18 protein-coding genes are annotated in these 18,707 nt (G+C 47.3%); 17 read left to right on the top strand and 1 reads right to left on the bottom strand.

What is annotated here, in order from left to right:
* Window positions 1–159 precede the first annotated feature (159 nt).
* The 9 genes from AC0WRU_RS12670 to AC0WRU_RS12630 all read left to right on the top strand — a co-directional run bounded on the left by AC0WRU_RS12670 (window position 160) and on the right by AC0WRU_RS12630 (window position 7,656).
* Window positions 160–342, top strand: coding sequence for a hypothetical protein (locus AC0WRU_RS12670; RefSeq protein ID WP_025684293.1), 183 nt, complete (start codon window positions 160–162; stop codon window positions 340–342).
* A 188-nt stretch (window positions 343–530) separates the two neighbouring features.
* Window positions 531–926, top strand: a complete 396-nt coding sequence (locus AC0WRU_RS12665; protein ID WP_025684292.1) for a DUF2500 domain-containing protein — start codon at window positions 531–533, stop codon at window positions 924–926.
* A gap of 132 nt (window positions 927–1,058) precedes the next feature.
* Window positions 1,059–1,808: an SDR family NAD(P)-dependent oxidoreductase gene (locus AC0WRU_RS12660; RefSeq protein WP_025684291.1), complete on the top strand. Its 750-nt coding sequence runs from the start codon at window positions 1,059–1,061 to the stop codon at window positions 1,806–1,808.
* Between the two features lie 171 nt (window positions 1,809–1,979).
* Window positions 1,980–2,402, top strand: a complete 423-nt coding sequence (locus AC0WRU_RS12655) for a cell wall hydrolase (protein ID WP_476124816.1) — start codon at window positions 1,980–1,982, stop codon at window positions 2,400–2,402.
* A gap of 52 nt (window positions 2,403–2,454) precedes the next feature.
* Window positions 2,455–2,907: a spore coat protein GerQ gene (gene gerQ, locus AC0WRU_RS12650; protein ID WP_476124814.1), complete on the top strand. Its 453-nt coding sequence runs from the start codon at window positions 2,455–2,457 to the stop codon at window positions 2,905–2,907.
* 396 nt (window positions 2,908–3,303) lie between these two features.
* Window positions 3,304–4,605: a hemolysin family protein gene (locus AC0WRU_RS12645; protein WP_189338290.1), complete on the top strand. Its 1,302-nt coding sequence runs from the start codon at window positions 3,304–3,306 to the stop codon at window positions 4,603–4,605.
* Between the two features lie 242 nt (window positions 4,606–4,847).
* Complete coding sequence (bioB, locus tag AC0WRU_RS12640; protein ID WP_476124812.1) at window positions 4,848–5,855, top strand: biotin synthase BioB; 1,008 nt, start codon at window positions 4,848–4,850, stop codon at window positions 5,853–5,855.
* 36 nt (window positions 5,856–5,891) lie between these two features.
* The gene (locus AC0WRU_RS12635) at window positions 5,892–7,010 is read left to right on the top strand and encodes a glycerol dehydrogenase (protein ID WP_476124810.1); all 1,119 of its coding nucleotides are present in this window, start codon (window positions 5,892–5,894) and stop codon (window positions 7,008–7,010) included.
* Window positions 7,011–7,164: 154 nt separating this feature from the next.
* Window positions 7,165–7,656, top strand: a complete 492-nt coding sequence (locus AC0WRU_RS12630) for a hypothetical protein (protein ID WP_476124808.1) — start codon at window positions 7,165–7,167, stop codon at window positions 7,654–7,656.
* An 87-nt stretch (window positions 7,657–7,743) separates the two neighbouring features.
* On the opposite strand, the gene AC0WRU_RS12625 is transcribed toward AC0WRU_RS12630, so the two are convergent.
* Window positions 7,744–8,976, bottom strand: coding sequence for an aminopeptidase (locus AC0WRU_RS12625; protein ID WP_476124806.1), 1,233 nt, complete (start codon window positions 8,974–8,976; stop codon window positions 7,744–7,746).
* 164 nt (window positions 8,977–9,140) lie between these two features.
* Here AC0WRU_RS12625 and AC0WRU_RS12620 point away from each other — a divergent pair, with 164 nt between their 5' ends.
* The 8 genes from AC0WRU_RS12620 (at window position 9,141) to AC0WRU_RS12585 (ending at window position 18,700) form a co-directional block, all read left to right on the top strand.
* Entirely contained in the window at window positions 9,141–9,428 is a 288-nt protein-coding gene (locus AC0WRU_RS12620; RefSeq protein WP_025684284.1) for a hypothetical protein, read from the top strand.
* Between the two features lie 127 nt (window positions 9,429–9,555).
* Window positions 9,556–10,359 (top strand): MBL fold metallo-hydrolase, encoded by an 804-nt coding sequence (locus tag AC0WRU_RS12615; protein ID WP_476124804.1) that lies wholly within the window; start codon window positions 9,556–9,558, stop codon window positions 10,357–10,359.
* Window positions 10,360–10,494: 135 nt separating this feature from the next.
* Complete coding sequence (locus tag AC0WRU_RS12610; RefSeq protein WP_476124802.1) at window positions 10,495–11,514, top strand: aldose epimerase family protein; 1,020 nt, start codon at window positions 10,495–10,497, stop codon at window positions 11,512–11,514.
* A 181-nt stretch (window positions 11,515–11,695) separates the two neighbouring features.
* Complete coding sequence (locus AC0WRU_RS12605) at window positions 11,696–12,406, top strand: FadR/GntR family transcriptional regulator (RefSeq protein ID WP_476124800.1); 711 nt, start codon at window positions 11,696–11,698, stop codon at window positions 12,404–12,406.
* 99 nt (window positions 12,407–12,505) lie between these two features.
* Window positions 12,506–14,050 (top strand): 2-isopropylmalate synthase, encoded by a 1,545-nt coding sequence (locus AC0WRU_RS12600; protein ID WP_476124798.1) that lies wholly within the window; start codon window positions 12,506–12,508, stop codon window positions 14,048–14,050.
* A gap of 160 nt (window positions 14,051–14,210) precedes the next feature.
* A complete protein-coding gene (gene fumC / locus AC0WRU_RS12595; protein ID WP_476124796.1) occupies window positions 14,211–15,599 on the top strand; it encodes a class II fumarate hydratase in 1,389 nt (462 codons plus the stop codon).
* A 201-nt stretch (window positions 15,600–15,800) separates the two neighbouring features.
* Window positions 15,801–17,267, top strand: a complete 1,467-nt coding sequence (locus AC0WRU_RS12590) for a potassium/proton antiporter (RefSeq protein WP_476124794.1) — start codon at window positions 15,801–15,803, stop codon at window positions 17,265–17,267.
* Between the two features lie 311 nt (window positions 17,268–17,578).
* Window positions 17,579–18,700: a phosphodiester glycosidase family protein gene (locus AC0WRU_RS12585; protein WP_476124792.1), complete on the top strand. Its 1,122-nt coding sequence runs from the start codon at window positions 17,579–17,581 to the stop codon at window positions 18,698–18,700.
* The last annotated feature ends 7 nt before the right edge of the window (window positions 18,701–18,707 follow it).

Genomic DNA, 18,707 nt, shown 5'->3' with positions numbered 1-18,707 from the left:
ACGTCCTCAAAAAAAAGGTCATGCAGATCTGGGAAGAGGCACAGGGCGTTTTATTTTTAAAAAACTTAAATTTTATATGACAATATGTGAAAAAAATCACAATATACCGGATGAGTCGCTGTTATACTGAACCTGTAAACAACGATAGGAGTGATAATCATGAGAACGAATCAGGATCATATGTTAACTCAATACTACCTTCAATTTTGTTACACTTGCCAGGATGCCTATGGTTGCACGACTGAAGAGGATTGCAAGCAGTGTGCAGAGCGTTATGCGGAAACAGAAGAAAATGAAGTTCTGGATGAGACACAACGTTATCTCCAGCTTGTACATGTATAAACAGATGCACCATTCTGATATCGCCATATATTGAGCCTCCCGGATCATTCCGTGGAGGCTCTTGGCGTTCTTGAGGGTTGCTAACAAATTTGGGCAGGAACGTACATATACTATTACAGAAAGCTTAGGTCATGTGAGGATGCCCGGCCGTTTCCCTGTGGAATGCCTGGCGGAGAGGAGTGCGGTGCATGGGATTTGAGTCATTATGGATGTTCGATTGGCTGGGTACGGTGCTGCCCGTTTTTTTCGTAGTCGTGTTAGGTATTATCGTACTGTCTGCGGGCAAGGAAGTCATGGAATGGAGCCGGAATAAAAGGCAGCCTGTATTGACGGTTGGTTCCCGAATTACGGCCAGAAGGACGCATCTCCAACAGAGGCGGCAGGAGGAGCAAGGGACTCGTACCTATACTTTCTATTATGTAACCTTCGAGGTGGAGAGTGGCGACCGGATGGAGTTCAAGGTAAGCGGGGAAGAATATGGTCAATGTGCCGAGGGAGATGAGGGACGGCTTACCTTTCAGGGTACACGGTACATCGGGTTCCAGCGACTTAATCGCTATAGCTTGGAACAGGTTAAAATGTAGACAGCAGCTCGTTCTCCCGTTCATTCATGGGTAGCCCCCTGCAATACAACAGGCCAGGGGGCTGTTCTTGTTTCTTGTGCAGCACATTTTGGTACATATATACTAGGGAAGTATATAGAGGAGGAATAAGCCATGTCATTTGAGGGACAAGTTGTTATCGTAACAGGAGCGGCACATGGAATCGGAAGAGAGGTCGCTTTGGCCTACGCTGGCAAGGGTGCCAAGGTCGTATTTGCCGATCACAATGGGGAAGAGGGGGCCGCTGTTGCGGCTGCGGCACGGAATGAAGGACATCTGGCAATCTTTGTTCCCTGTGATGTGCGTAAGGAGGAAGATATTGTTGCGCTGATCCGTGCCACGGAAGAGGAATATGGCACCATTCATACGCTGATTAACAATGCAGGCGTGTTCAAATGGAAATCTCCGTATGATTTAACGGTTGCGGAATGGGATGACATTTTGAATACGAATGTACGCAGTTGCTTTATTGCGACACGAGAAGCGGCCAAGGTGATGAAACGCAATCCGGAAGGCGGCTCGGTGGTCAACATGACTTCGACACGGGCTTTCATGTCAGAACCGGATACAGAAGCCTATGCAGCGTCAAAAGGAGCCATTGCCGCCCTTACACACGCGATGGCCATATCGTTAGGAAAGGATGGCATCCGGGTCAACTGTATTAGTCCGGGCTGGATTGAGACAGGGGATTACGGACAACTGCGCCCCGAAGACCATCAGCAGCATCCGTCTGGTCGAGTAGGAACCCCTGCCGACATCGCACGAGCGTGTCTGTATTTAACCCAACCCGGCAACGATTTTGTAACAGGTACAAATCTGGTGGTGGACGGCGGGATGACGCGTAAAATGATTTATGAGCCCTGAAAGTCAGGCTGAACAGGGGCGAACTTAATTTTCATATAAGGATACGTTACTGTAGGATAGTCCCGAATTTCGGGGCTATTTTTTTGTCTATTTTTTTCGCTGTCGCTGTCACCCATTGGGCATTTGTACCATACAATACGATATATGATTGAGCAGTAAGGAGGAGAGACGTTGGCTGTTATTAATGTCAACTCAGAGGATGTAAGGACACTCGCCCGGCTTATGCGGGCAGAGGCCGAAGGAGAAGGAGAGCAGGGAATGCTCATGGTCGGCAATGTCGGTGTTAATCGGATTTTGGCCAATTGTCTGGATTTTCAGGGAATTCGCCTCATGAATGACATGGTGTTTCAAAGTCCCGGCGGATTTGAAGCTACCCAAAAGGGGTACTTTTATCAAAGAGCCCGTGACCGTGACATTCGTCTTGCCCGGCGTATCATTAATGGGGAAAAAATCCGCCCGGCTTCGAATGCATTGTGGTTTTTCAGACCTTCCGGAGAGTGTCCGGGTACCTGGTATAACCAGACTAACACTGGGCGTTTTAAAGCGCATTGCTTCTTTAGCCCGACTGTACAGGATTGCCCTGCCGTCTATTAATGCGTAACAACATGAGTTTGGATGATTTAAAACCATTTTAGGAGGAATTAACATGATTTCACAACAAGCTTACCGTCCTGTCTCTTATCCTACTGGCGGCGGGTTTCCCGAATGGCCTAGGTTGGCTCCAATGGGAACTATGCAGCCCATGAGCGGCTTTCCCCCTCAAGTCAATAGTGGTAGCGCAATGACACCGACTGGCACAGTGGTACAGACTCAGACTCCACAATATGAGCAATCTTATATTGAAAATATTTTGCGCCTGAATCTGGGCAAAACGGGTACTTTTTATATGACCTATGAAAATAACCGGGAATGGAACGCGAAAATTTTCAAGGGTATTTTGGAAGCGGCTGGTCGTGACCACATTATTATCAGTGATCCTTCTACCGGAAGACGTACCATTCTGTTGATGGTGAATCTGGACTATGCAACTTTTGATGAGCCGCTGCTGTACCAATATCCTGGCGTCATGGGTAATCCGGGCTCGTCCCCGGTTCGCTGATGTCTTCATATATATAGTTTATCCCCCAATCCTCTGCCTTACGGCGGGGGATTTATTTTATTTACATTCTTTCTCAAATATAGTAGCTTCCCTTGTGGTAAGAGGCGGAAAATGGCGATTTCCGGTCAAAATGACCGCGTTAGCCGATTTTTCTGACATACCTTGCGGATTGACTGTGTAGTGTATAACTATATAATTGAATATAAGCTGATGAATGGCTTCGTCATTCATGCGAAAATATGGCTTGTGAAAGCCGGAAGGAGTGAATGTGTTGGGAAGTTGACGCTGCTTATGATGTGTTATCGTTCTGTTTATGATGAAATTATCCGAAGGAGGTGCGCCTGTCTGCCGTAATGACGGCTGATGGGGAGCATATTGAGTGACCCTTTACCGAGTATGTTTAACTTATTTATTGTTTTTGCATTAGTATTATTGAACGGTTTTTTTGTATCTGCAGAATTTGCAATGGTGAAAGTCAGAAGCAGCCGTATTGACACATTGGTAGAGGCGGGCAACAAAAAAGCCGTATATGCCGCTAATATATTACACAATTTGGACGCTTATCTGTCTGCCTGCCAGTTGGGCATTACACTGGCTTCGCTGGGACTGGGGTGGATCGGAGAACCGGCCATTGCACATTTGATCGAACCTGTATTTACAGCCGCCGGGCTGGGACCGGTATATGTACATGGTACTGCTGTGGTCATTGCATTTATTGTGATTACGATTCTGCATATTGTGCTGGGTGAATTGGCGCCCAAAACAATAGCCATTCGTAAAGCTGAAACCATTACGCTGTATTCGGCCATGCTGATGACTTGGTTTTACAAGCTGATGTATCCATTCATATGGGCGTTGAATGGCATGGCGAACAGCCTGCTGCGTTTATTCCGTCTGGAGCCGGTATCCGAATATGACGATTCCGCGCATACGGGGGATGAAATACGCATTCTGATGAAAGAAAGCAATAAGAGCGGACTAATTGATAATACGGAATTGGCGCTTGTTGATAATATATTTGATTTTACCGACACGACCGCTAGGGAAATCATGATTCCGCGTACCGAGATGATCTGTTTGTACAGCAATGAGTCCACAGAGGAAAATCTCGCGATTGCGACGGAGAGCATGAGAACCCGTTATCCAATCTGCGCCGAGGACAAGGACCATATTATTGGCTTTATCCATATCAAGGATCTTCTGCGGGCGAACAAACTGGATACCCGTACGATGATCCGTCCGATTCTTGCCGTTCCTGAATCTACGCAAATTAGTGATTTGCTCAAACGCATGCAGCGTAGCAAGACACAAATTGCGATTCTGATTGATGAATACGGTGGTACCTCAGGTATGGTAACGCTGGAGGATATTATGGAAGAGATCGTTGGTGAAATTCAGGATGAGTTCGATCAGGAGCGTCCGGGTTGTGAGCAGATTAATGACGAGGAATTTTCCATTGACGGTATGCTGTTAATTGATGAAGTGAATGATCGCTTTGGACTGGATCTGGATCATGAGGATTATGATACAGTAGGGGGCTGGCTGTACTCGCATGTTGAGGTCATCCCCCCACAGCCGGGTCAGTCTGTAGAATTTGAAGGTTGTCTGTTCGTTGTAGAAGAAATCGAGAACAAGCGGATTTCACGTATCCGGCTGTTGAAGCAGCCAGTCCTTATGGAGGAAGCGGGAGTCTCGTAAATCAGGATTCACCAGATAAAAGAGTAGACATTCTATAATTGAATTATTCTTGAAGCGACCCTTGAACGATAGAGGGTCGCTTTTTTTGATTTTGGCTTCTTTACACATGAGACATGAATTGATATGATGAGCTATATTATTGTCAACCTATTATATTTTTATTTGGTTGACAATTAAAAAGGGAATTTCTCCTGAGTAACGTATCTATTAGCATGTTCATTTAAAATAGGGAGGTATAATGTATGAAATGGTCCAATGAGGTTACGGATTGGTACTCGCTGGCAGAGAAAGCGATCCACGGCGGCAATGTGACACTCGAAGAAGGGTTGGCGGTGCTGGAAGCGGACGATGAGGAAATTTTACCGATTATGCAAGCTGCATTTCGGGTGCGTCATCATTTTTACGGTAAAAAGGTAAAGCTCAACATGATTATGAATGCCAAAAGCGGTCTGTGCCCGGAGGATTGCGGCTATTGCTCACAATCCATCGTATCCACGGCACCTGTCAGCAAATACAGTATGCTGGACAAGGAGTCTCTGCTGGCCGGAGCCCGTGAAGCGTTAGCGAGGAAAGCAGGTACATATTGTATCGTAGCTTCCGGCAAGGGCCCAACGAATCGAGAGTTGGATCAGGTAATTGAGGCGGTACAGGAAATTACCAGTACGATGCCACTTAAAATTTGTGCGTGCCTGGGGATTCTCAAAGGAGATCAGGCCCGCCGGTTGGCAGAGGCGGGAGTCCATCGTTACAATCACAATTTAAATACGAGCAAGGCCAACTATCCGTCCATTACAACCACACATACATACGATCAACGTGTCGAAACGGTTAAAATGGCTCAATCTCACGGGATGTCACCATGCTCCGGCGTGATTATCGGAATGGGGGAAACGAATGAGGAAATCGTCCAAATGGGTTATGCGTTAAGGGAAATCGGTGCCGACTCCATCCCAGTCAATTTCTTGAATCCGATCCATGGAACCCCGCTGGAAGGAGCAAAGCGTACATCTCCGATCAGAGCATTAAAGGTACTGGCGCTGTTTCGGTTCATTTGTCCATCCAAGGAAATTCGTGTCGCAGGCGGACGGGAGCTGAATTTGGGGACACTGCAACCCTTATCCCTGTATGCAGCCAATTCGATTTTCGTAGGCGATTATTTAACGACAGATGGACAAGAAGTCACAGCCGATCATCAAATGATTGAAGATCTGGGGTTTGAAATTGAGATGTGTGCTCTTCCGGCTGTATAATAGGAATTGTACAAACTTGGAAGGGAGCGTTGAACGATGAGCGAAAAAGTATTTATTAGTCCGGGTAAATATGTGCAAGGGAAAAATGTGATTGATAAAACGGGTGAATATGTCAAGCCATTAGGTCATACTGCTCTGGTTATTGCCGACAAGCTGGTATGGGGTATCGCAGCCGACCGGGTAGTGAAAAGTCTGGAACAGGCGGGGATTACTTCGGTAAAGGTAGAATTTCAAGGGGAAGCGTCCAAAAATGAAGTGAACCGGATTGCTGATCAGGGACGAAGCGGGCATGTCGATATTGTCATTGGTGTAGGCGGCGGCAAGACGCTGGATACCGCCAAGGCGGTTAATGAGGTGCTAGGTTCCTCGGTTGTGATTATTCCAACGACAGCCTCTACGGATGCTCCAACCAGTGCGCTATCTGTCTTGTACACGGATGAGGGCGCATTTGATACGTATTCTTTTTTCAGTAAAAATCCAAGCTTGATCCTGGTCGACACAAAGGTTATTTCCCAAGCACCACCATTGTTCCTCTCTTCCGGCATTGCGGATGCGATGGCAACATGGATTGAAGCTCGTGCCGTCATCGAGGCTCGGGCTACAACGATGGCTGGTGGCTTGCCAACCTTGGCAGCCGAAGCGATTGCGGCCAAGTGCGAAGAGGTTCTATTCGATTACGGACTGCAAGCTTATGAATCCGTGAAGCGCAAAGTGGTTACACCTGCGCTTGAAGCAGTGGTAGAAGCCAATACGCTGCTGAGTGGACTAGGATTCGAAAGTGGTGGCTTGGCAGGCGCACATGCGATACACAACGGTTTTACCGTGCTAGAAGGGGATATTCATCATTTGACGCATGGTCAGAAGGTGGCTTTCGGTACCTTGGTACAGCTTGCGTTAGAAAAAAGACCTTTGGCCGAGGTGGAACGGTATATCGATTTTTATCTGAAGCTGGATCTGCCCGTCACGCTGGAGGACGTCAAGCTCCAGGAAGCCTCCCGCGAGGATCTGTACCGTGTAGCTCAGGCGGCGACGAAAGAAGGCGAAACTGCTCATAATCTGCCATTTGCAGTAACAGCGGACGATGTGCTGGATGCGATTTTAGCCGCTGACCAGTATTCTCTTGCTTACAAAGCTAAAATTGGACATAAGAAGTAACACCAATACAATATGAAATACACGAAGAGGTCGCTAACAAGCGGCCTTTTTCCATTATTTAACTTGCAGCTTATGTTATGATTTTTACAGTACATAATTAGGAAATGTCGGAAGTATATCTACGGCTAGCCTAAAACTTGAGAGGAGTAGAGCAATGGCAAAATGGAATGTAGAAGATAATGGAACTCAGTATGAAATTGAGTACAAGCGTAGCCTCGGCGGAGGGAAAATTATTGTGAATGGAAGCGTACAGAAGGTTAAAAGCCAGAATGCTTTTTTGAATTTGGTCGATTTCCCCATCAGATTGACGAATAAAGCTGTAAATGTTGTCGTCATCGGCAACAAAGCGGATTTGGCCGTGGATGGCGTATATCTGGGTTCCAATCAGCCTTACGTGCCCGTGTCTAAAGTTCCCGGCTGGAGTTGGGCTTTTGTAGTGGTGAGCTTGGTCATAGGCTGGCTGTTTGCGGGTATCTTTGGTTTGTGTTTTGGGATATTGGGCAGCATGTTTTATGTAAAATCTTCTTTATCCATGCACCAATCCACGAATCGAAGAATCGTAAGCTGCCTTATTGTCTTTTTAATCATCAGCGTGGTACAAATTGTTTTTGGAATTTCAGTAAATCAGTGGCTTCGTAATTTGTAAAACGTTTGTGACCTAACCCATTGAATGAAGAAAAAAAAGGCTCCTCCGCATGAAAGCATGAAAGCGGCGTGAGCCTTTTTTGTCTTTTTAGATTGCCCAGTTTCCTTTGCGGAAGATGGGTTCCTCGGTACCGTCCTCGGTGACGCCGTTAATGTCCATTTCACCTGAGCCGATCATAAAATCGACGTGTGTCAGACTGGAATTCAGGCCGTTGGCTGCCAACTGCTCCTGAGTCATGTCCTTGCCGCCTTTGAGGTTAAATGCATAGGCATTGCCGATGGCCAGATGGTTGGAAGCATTTTCGTCAAACAACGTATTATAGAACAAAATGTTCTTATCCGAAATGGGGGACTGGTGAGGTACAAGAGCGACTTCGCCCAAGTAGTGGGAGCCTTCATCCATTTCAACGAGATGCTGAAGAGTCTCCAAGCCTGTTTCAGCCTGCACATCGATAATACGTCCGTTTTCAAAGGTCAGCGTAAAGTTGCCGATAATATTTCCGCTGTAGCTGAGCGGTTTGGTGCTGCTTACTTTGCCATTCACTCCGGTTTTGAGCGGGGCAGTAAACACTTCCTCGGTAGGCATATTGGCTACGAAGGTATGTCCTTGCTGATTGACGCTTTCGGCTGCAACCCACAGGTGATCTTTAGCCAATTCGATGGTTAGATCGGTACCTGGGGCCAGATAATGCAGCTTTTTATAGCGTTTGGCATTCAAAATATCTGATTTACTGGAGAGTGTTTTCAAATGCTCTTTCCATGCTTCTACCGGGTTATCCAAATCCACACGCACAGTGCTGAAAATAGCTTCCCACAGCTTATCTATTTGTTCGGAAGCTGGCAGATTCGGGAATACTTTGGCAGCCCATTCTTCGGAAGGGTAAGCAATCAGAGCCCAACTGAATTTGTCGGCCATTTGAAGTTCGCGGTATTGGCGCAATTCATGTGAACGCACACGCTGAGCCGCAGTAATGCGACTGGACGGGATACCTTGAAGTAAATCCGGATTTTCTGCTATGATATGCAGTACCGCTGCGCCGTTCTCGACCTCTTCGGTCATTTCAGCCGCGTACCATTTGGGAGGAATATTAAAAGTCTCATCAGGAGCCAGTTCATATTGCAGGCGAGTGATGGCTTCGTCGCTCCATTTTACCTTAACCAGCTTGGCTCCGACGGTATACGCGGATTTGACAATAAGCCGCACAAGTTCAGCGGACAGGATGGGAGCATGAACGATGAGTGTTTGCCCAGGCTGGACATTAGCCCCCACCCGAACAGCTAACTCGGCATATTTTTGCAATTTTTGTTGAAAATCTGACATGTAACTTTCCTCCATTTCACGAAAAGGCCCTTAACAGGGCTCGGGGTTGCCTGCGCAGTTTTTTTGCAAATTCCACACACGGCTTATATATTGTACAATGTAACGAAAAGGTTCACAAATCCATTTTGGTACATTTTGGCGAAAATGAAAGGGCGGATAGATGAATGACGGATCAAAATGCACCTCAGGAAGTACATATTCAGCAGGCACAAATGACTAGAGATGAGAATGGTGCATACTTGGGTCAGGTCGTGTTTGGAGTTGATGGACAGACCTCTGTATACGAAATTACGTTCCACAGCAAAAGGGGCAAGGAGTGGGATTACAGTCTCCATTTTGCAGGGGAGCCACGGGTAGAGGAAGAGATGCTGCGTATGGATGCATGGATTGAAGAGAACGATGATTTGTTTGATTATTTGCTTGATGCGGCATGGAGTAAATTACCTGAGTAATGTAAACATGGTCTATTTTCGTGACAAGCGGATTATATTTAGCAGTGTCCGCATAATCTGCCGACATGGGGGAAGCCTATAGGTCGATAATGACAGCAAATTCCATGTGAATGGGGAGGATGACGGTTTGGCAAATCATCTGTTCACCGAAGGAATGACAGCAAATGAAGAGGCTGCTCCCGATCTTCTGAGCTTACGGACGCTGTTTGTAAATGTGTGTTTTATCGGGGAGCCGGGAAGTCGATCCTGGGTACTGGTGGATACGGGGATGGCGGGGTTTACAGACTCGATTATTCGCTTGGCTGAGGAACGGTTCGCTGGCCCTCCCGTTGCTATTGTGCTCACTCATGGGCATTTTGATCATGTGGGATCAGTCATTGAACTGGTTCAGCATTGGGGTACCCCTGTGTATGCGCACTCGCTGGAGCTTCCTTACTTGACGGGGATGAAGGATTACCAACAACCTGATCCCAGTGTGGGTGGAGGTCTGCTGTCGAGCGTTTCCTTTTTATATCCCAATGATGCCATTGATCTGGATGATCGCATTACCCGTCTGCCTGAGGATGGCCGTGTGCCCGGTGCGCCTGGGTGGAAGTGGCTGCATACACCTGGACATACGCCGGGTCACATATCGCTTTTTCATGAACGCAGACGGTTGCTGGTAGCTGGAGATGCTTTTATTACAGTAAAACAGGAATCGGCGCTGGCAGTTATTTTACAGGAAAAAGAAGTACACGGTCCGCCTGCATATTTTACGACAGATTGGCAGGCTGCGCAGCGGTCAGTGGAACTGCTGTCCGGTTTAAAGCCGGAGATTGCTGTTACGGGACACGGTCACTACATGCAGGGTAATGAGCTGACGACCCAGTTGGAACGACTGGCGGAGGACTTTGAGCACACGGCTGTACCCAAGCAGGGGCGCTATGTGTAGTGACGTGGAAAGGACGATGCCTTACGGGGCATCGTTTTTTTGGGTTGGCATGGAATTTTTTTGCTCAGCATGGTATAGTCAAGCCAAAAGCTAACGCTTTCATTAACCATCGTCATTCATCAAGGAGGATTTTTGATGACACATCAGCATGCTGCAATTGGTGACCTTTATTATGGAATACCGGCGATTCGCCTTAAATTCGGGCGTTATGAAGCGGTAGCCCTGCCGGGAAACGGCGCAAATCTGATTTCTTTTCGTGACAATGAGACAGGATATTCATTTCTCCGCGAGCCAGAAGCTGACAGCATAGAGGCTTTTAAACAAAGTCCGTCAGTCTATGGGATTCCTTTCCTGTATCCTCCGAATCGGTATGAGGATGGCAAATTCCTGTGGAATGGAGTTACATATGAACTGCCCATCAATGAAACGGCGACCCACAACCATTTGCACGGTTTTTTACACACCGTCCGGTGGGAGGTTGAGGACTACGGATCTGGAGAACAAGGCAGCTATGTGGTAATGAATCAGCGTGTGAGGGAAGGACATCCCATGTTCCGCTATTTGCCGTTCACCTTTACCATCAAGCTAACATACAGCCTGGACGAATTTGGACTGCATCAGCGTTATGTGATCCACAACGAGGGTGATCAGCCGATTCCAAACCTGTATGCCTTTCACACGGCAATTCGGGTTCCATTCGTACCGGAGAGTTCGCCGGAAGACTACAAAATTAAGGTTACCATCGGTGAGCGTCGCGAGTTGACGGAGCGGTTGTTAGCCACAGGACAGTTCCAGCCATTGTCACCGGAAGAGGAATTGCTGAAGACAACGGGAGTGAGTCCCTATTTTGCATCGATGGACAATCATTACACGGTAGCTCCGCAAAATGGACGCAACTATATGGAGCTGACACACAGTAAGACAGGCGCTACTCTCGTATACGATGTAGGCACGGCCTATAAGCATTGGATGATCTGGAATAACAAAGCGAACAAGGAATTCATCTGTCCTGAGCCGCAAATGAACATGATCAATGCACCGAATCGTCCGGACTTGCCTGCGGAGGAGATCGGGTTGATTGCACTTGCTCCAGGCCATATTTTTGAAGCAACCAGCCGTTTGTATTGTGTTACACCTGCACAATCGAAATCCTAGCCTATATTTTATCGGAATAAGCCTGTATCGTGTCCAACGGTGCGGGCTTTATTTTGTTGATGGGAGAGGTGGAGAAGACAAATATTACAGGCAGAAGTCTGTTTAGTGAGGAAAGGAACATGAAAAACAGGTTGCAGGATGGCAAGCCATCATAGTATGATACGAAACAGGAGATGATCAGATGAATCAGGAAATGATGCCTTTTCAAGCCGTCAAACGCAAGCAAATCGCTGATGAAGTGGCTGAACAGCTGCAACGAAAAATAGCTACTGGTGAATGGGATGTGGGTACAAAAGTTCCGACAGAGCCTGAGCTGATGAAGCTTTTTGGAGTAGGGCGTTCCACGGTGCGTGAAGCGGTCAGCGTTCTCGTACATGCCGGTTTATTAGAGAAAAAACAAGGACACGGAACCTTTGTATGCCAACCGACGACTTCCCAGGAGCCTCTGGATTACCGACTGAGTCGCGCTGAAATAATTGAAGTCTATGAGGTACGGAGTGTGTTGGAGCTGGAAATTGCCAGACTGGCTGCTTTACGACGTAAGGATGAAGATTTACGCTTGATGCGCGAGGCGCTGGACCGTCGTGCCGTGACATTGGCTGCTGGAGATTTGAACGGGTATCTGGATGCGGATATCACTTTTCACTTGGCTGTTGCCGGAGCTACACGTAATAAAGTGCTTACAGATGTGTATCGCAGCTTTGTAGAGGCGATTCGGAAGGCGCTGAAAAATCTCGTAACCGATCCGGCGATGCAAAATCCTTTTACACTTCAACATGAGAAAATATATGAAGCGATCCGCGATCAGGATGCCAAGGCTGCCGAGCTATACAGTATTCAGCATTTGGATGGCACCAAGCTGGAACTGCAAAAGCATATGGGAAATTCATAATTTTTTTAATCTTAAACATCAGATGATCGGATGAATAAATTGAATTATAAATCTTTTATATCGAACATCTCCTAAAATAAAACCAAAGGTGGGTTCTGAATGCGCAAAATATGGGTGTTGGACACAACGTTAAGAGATGGAGAACAATCACCAGGAGTTAGTCTGACCAGTACAGAAAAGGTGGAAATCGCCCTTCAACTGCAAAAATTGGGCGTAGATCGGATAGAAACCGGTTTTCCGGCTACCTCGCCAGGTGAGATATTCAGCATGCAGGAGATTGCCAAACAGGTTACCAACTCAACCTTGGTTGGTTTTGCACGTTCGAAAGAGCAGGATATAGATGCGGTCAGAGAGGCACTACGGGGAGCGGAGGACGCCTGTCTTCATCTGTTTTTGGCTACCTCACCCATTCACCGCCAGCACAAGCTGCGAATGGATAAGACGAAGGTACTGGAGACCGCAGCCGCAGCCATTCGTTATGGACGAAAGTATTTTGATAAGGTGGAATTTTCGGCGGAGGATGCCAGTCGTACTGAGCTGGACTTTATTTGCGAGGTCGTGGATATGGCGATCCGTGCTGGAGCAACGGTCGTCAATCTACCGGACACCGTTGGGTATGCTTCGCCGGATCAGTTCGGCGAAATGTTCAGAATCGTAAAAGCCCAAGTGCCGGGCATCGAAAAAATACAACTCAGCACCCACTGTCATGATGATCTCGGCATGGCAACAGCTAACACACTGGCGGCCATCCGTAATGGTGTAGATCAATTTGAAGGCACAATCAATGGCATCGGGGAACGTGCCGGAAATACACCAGTGGAGGAGGTCGCGCTGGCTCTTGATACCAGAACCGATCTTTATGATGCGCAAACCAGTCTGGTTCTGGAGGAATTGTATGCCACCAGTCGCCTGGTGAGCAAACGCACGGGGATGTCCGTACCGGGGAATAAGGCCATTGTTGGAGCGAATGCTTTTGCCCACGAGTCCGGTATTCACCAGGACGGGATGCTTAAGGAGCGTACGACATATGAAATCGTGTCCCCGGAGCGCATCGGCTTGAAGACGAGTAAGCTTGTACTCGGCAAGCACTCGGGTCGGCATGCGTTCAAGGAAAAGCTGGCGGACATGGGGTTTGATGCTTTGACAGAGGAGCAGCTTCAGGAGGCGTTCCGTAAATTCAAAGCCTTGACGGACAAGAAAAAACAGGTGCTGGATGAAGATTTGCTCGTCCTGCTGGATGAGAGTCGCAGTGCCTCCCCACAGATTTACACGCTGGATTCCATCCAGGTATCCTATGGCAATCAGTCGGTTCCAGTAGCATCCATTCGACTGATTAAGCAGGATGGGACAGCTATTGATGAAGTGGCGATGGGCAACGGCTCCGTAGACGCGATTTTTCATGCTATAGACAAGGCCAGTGATGAAGAAGTGGAATTGGAGGATTATTCGATTCAATCTGTAACGTATGGTAAGGATGCTCTCGGAGAAGTGCATGCTGTTCTGAGACAAGGAGAATACACCGCCCGTGGAAGAGGCACAAGTACAGATATTTTGGAAGCCAGTGCCAGAGCTTACATCGACGCGCTGAATAAGCTGCTGGGCAGAAAAGAGGTTCGAGCTAAGGGCAACATCACCATTAGCTGAACCGACCTCCCTGGTATGTCGCTGACGATACATTCCTCCTCCGGCCTAATCGTAAAAAAGCGCTTGCAAAATATATGATAACCTTTGAAATTTAATGTATAATAGGCAAGGAAGTCACCATATTTTGTCTGAATTACATAGGCCAAGAGGAGGAAATGAGTTGAACTACCGCATCGAAAAAGATACGTTGGGTGAAATCAAAGTACCGGCAGACCGTCTGTGGGGAGCGCAAACACAGCGCAGCAAGGAAAATTTCCCGATTGGCTCGGAGAAAATGCCTTTAGAGGTTATTCAGGCATTCGCAGTGCTCAAGAAGAGTGCAGCGATCAGCAATTATAAGTTGGGCAAGCTGTCACAGGAGAAGCAGGACGCCATTATTTATGCGGCGGACGAAATTCTTGCTGGACGGGTCGATGACCATTTCCCATTGGTTGTATGGCAGACAGGAAGCGGCACGCAGTCCAATATGAATGTGAACGAAGTGATTGCTCATCTTGGAAGCCAATGGCTGCAAGAGCAGGGACAGGATGCGAAGCTGCATCCCAATGACGATGTGAACATGTCGCAAAGCTCGAATGATACGTTTCCGACGGCACTTCATGTAGCGGGTGTCATTGCAGTGGAGGATCACTTGCTGCCTGCTATTGATAAGCTGAAAGAAACCTTCCAGCAGAAGTCAGAGCAATTTAAGGATATTATTAAAATCGGACGTACTCATTTGCAGGATGCCACGCCGCTTACTCTGGGTCAAGAAATCAGCGGCTGGTATGCCATGCTGGACAAAAGCAAGCGAATTATCATCGACACGGTGCAATATATGAAGGAGCTGGCGATTGGCGGTACAGCCGTGGGCACGGGTATTAACGCTCACCCAGAGTTCGGTGACCGAACCTCTGCGGAAATTTCCAGCTTCACCGGCAAAACGTTCACGTCCGCACCCAACAAATTCCATGCGCTGACGAGTCATGATGAAGTGGTTGCCGTACACGGAGCAGTTAAAGCACTCGCTGCTGATTTGATGAAAATCGCTAACGATGTTCGCTGGCTGGCAAGCGGTCCGCGTAGCGGCTTGGGTGAAATTACGATTCCTGCTAATGAGCCAGGCAGCTCGATCATGCCGGGCAAGGTCAATCCGACCCAGAGCGAGGCACTTACGATGGTCGTAACGCAGGTCATGGGTAATGATGCCGCTATCGGCTTTGCTGCGAGTCAGGGGAATTTTGAGCTTAACGTGTTTAAGCCAGTCATTATTTATAATTTCCTGCAATCCGTGAATCTGCTAGCCGATTCAATTGTTGCCTTTAATGACAACTGCGCGATTGGTATTGAGCCGGATCTCACTAAAATTGAGCACAATTTGAACAATTCGCTGATGCTGGTGACAGCATTAAATCCGTATATCGGATATGAAAATGCCGCTAAAATTGCCAAACTTGCGCACGCGGAAGGATTGTCTCTCAAAGAAGCGGCTCTTCGTAGCGGCTTGCTGACCGAGGAACAGTTCGATCAGTATGTCGTACCGGCGAATATGATTCAGCCCAAAGCATAAAGCGCTGAGAATTTCGCAGTTCAAGTCCTATAAAATCAAAAAATCCAGCTCATGGAGTGCTGATTCGCACAGCTCATGAGCTGGATTTTTTGATTTTATATATATTTTTTCATCTGGAATTAGTATTCTGCGTGATTTGAGGGTATATAGATAAAAGGCGAAAAAATGAACATCTATTTTCAAGATAGGAGAAGCCGTCGTATGGAACAGACAACCGTTATTAATTTTATTGTGCTTTTGCTGTCCGGCTTACTGCTGGTTGGCGTACTGACTACCAAATTTTCCAGTCGTTTCGGCATGCCCGCGCTCGTATTGTTTATTGCCGTCGGCATGGTGCTCAGTCAGTTTATTTATTTTGATAATGCGTTTATTACGCAATTGGTGGGGATTCTCGCGCTCATCGTTATTTTGTTTGAAGGCGGGATGCAAACGAAGTTTGCAGATGTTAAGCCAGTCATTCGACCTGCGATGTCATTATCGACGCTTGGCGTCATTATTACGACGGTGGTCATTGGCGTTTGCGCCAAGTTTATTTTAGGTGTGAGCTGGATGGAATCCATGCTGTTCGGCGCAATTGTCGGATCGACGGATGCGGCAGCGGTGTTTTCTGTTTTAGGTGGTAAAAACATCAAAAAACGAATTACATCCACGCTGGAAGCAGAGTCCGGCAGTAATGATCCGATGGCCGTATTCCTCACGGTAACGTTGATTGAGCTGATCCATCACCCTGAGCAATCCATTTGGGTACATATTCTACTATTTTTGTGGGAAATGGGTTTTGGTCTGGTCGTTGGTTTTGTGCTCGGACGCATAGCTGTATATGCCATTAATAAAATGAATTTTGATTCATCCGGTCTGTATCCTGTGATGGCGCTGGCATTTGCGGTCTTAACGTATGCGGCGGCATCTTTACTAGAGGCAAGCGGCTTGCTGGCAGTATATGTCATGGCCATCGTGCTGGGTAATTCGGACCTGACCTACAAGCGGTCTATTATTCATTTTAACAACGGCTTCGCCTGGATGGTGCAGATTATGATGTTCGTTCTGCTCGGGCTATTGGTCTTTCCCGATCAATTGCTGGGCATTGCGTGGCAAAGCTTGGCGCTCTCCTTCATTCTCATGCTCGTGGCTCGTCCAATAGGCGTGTTCCTAAGCTTGCTTTTTTCCAGGTACTCTGTGCGCGAGAAGACACTGTTATCCTGGGCAGGACTGCGGGGGGCGGTACCTATTGTACTAGCAACCTATCCTTTACTGGATGAGATGGATGTAGGACCCTTGTTTTTTAATGTTGTATTTTTCGTCGTGCTAACTTCTGCGATTATTCAAGGTACCACTATTTCGTGGCTAGCGGTGAAGCTTGGCTTAATGGATCCTAACGAAACGTCGTCTCCTTCACTGCTGGAATTAGTTTCTCTGGGAAAAACCACTTCGGAAATCAACCACATTCAGGTACAAAAAGGGATGTCGATAGCGGGCAAAGCGATTCAGGATATACAGTTGCCTGAAGATATTTTATTCACCGCTATTATTCGAGAAGAGCAAATTATAGCTCCGAGAGGCACAACTGTGATTAAGCCGGGAGATACCCTGTATGTGCTCAGTCCGAAGCTCAAGCGACAACAAATGAAAGAACTGTTCATGCTGCTTGAACCAGAGGCAGTACCATAAAAGAGATTGCAATGCAAATGAAACAAGGTTACGACCCACGTGGTTTCTAACGTAATTTTCCAAACAGTCCTTCACATTGATGTGGAGGGCTGTTTTATTGTGTTCTTTTTCGGTATGATGAATCTGTTAAAAAATTGACACTATCATTCTACAAAATTAGTTTATGATATTGTCGTTAGATGTCGCTGCCGATCTGTTACCCTCTGAGGATAAGAATCAGCAGCATGGCTGTCCTGAAAAACAAACTCTATCAGCTCATTGAGAGAACAGTTATATTCAAGACAGAAGTCAGCATACAGGAGAGATGGCGAATGAAACCGGAAGTCTTGCCACAGCGTGCAACAGCTCGCAGGCAGAAAAACAAAAAAAAGAAACGAAAAGGAAAATTTGGTCGCTTTATGGGGCGGCTTTTTATTGTATTACTGCTCGCTGGAATCGGGGGCGGCGCGTGGCTGTTTTTAACACCATCTGGCAAGGACATGCGCTACTTGGCTGCGGATACGCTGATCACTACACAACATCGTCACTGGGCAAAATATTTTATTGGTGAAGCGGAGGCTCAGAAGCGAGTGGCTGAATATTCGGCCCGTTTCGAACAGATGGGCGAGGAGAAGGACAGACATACGATCAAGCTGCCTGATCTGACACCGACCAAGGTGCAGCAAACGCCGCTGGTTGAAGTAGAAGAGGTATCGGGCCGCAATTATCACGGCTATGTAATGACAGTGCATGACCCGACTAAAATCAGACTCGGGGTTCCTGCCAATATAGGCAAGGGAGAAAGAGTATCCAGTATGGTAGAGCGCTTGGGAGCCGTTGCAGGCGTAAATGGTGGCGGCTTTGCCGATCCTAACTGGAATGGGAATGGCTTTAAGCCGATCGGCGTTGTTATTTCACAAGGCCAGCTATACTACAACGATATGGGAAAAAACGCTTCTGCCCAAATCGTAGGGATTGATAAGCAAGGCAAAATGGTGGCCGGGCATTACTCGCTGTCCGAGCTAGCCAAAATGAACGTGCAAGAAGCGGTTACCTTTCAGCCACGCCTGATCGTGAATGGTAAAGGTCTTATTCGCAATGCAAGCGAAGGATGGGGAATTGCTCCCCGTACGGCAATGGGGCAAAGAGCAGACGGCGCGATTATTTTTGTGACCATCGACGGTCGTCAGCCGGGTTACAGCATCGGTGCCAATTTGTATGATATGCAAAACATTTTACTTAAACACGGAGCGGTTATCGGTGCTAATCTGGATGGTGGATCATCGACTGTGCTCGTCAAGGATCATGCCATTGTGAATAAACCTTCTTCTGAATACGGCGAGCGGTATTTACCGACAGCGTTCCTCGTATTCGAGCATCCAGAGACCGTCAGTATCCCGAATATCTGGGAGGGTTTGAATCCTGGAGATATTGACGCAGCCAAGAAGAGATAGAATTTGA

The sequence above is a fragment of the Paenibacillus sp. 1-8 genome, assembly GCF_056316205.1.
Note: the sequence above shows the minus strand (reverse complement) of the source record. Positions and strands in the feature narration are given on the sequence as shown.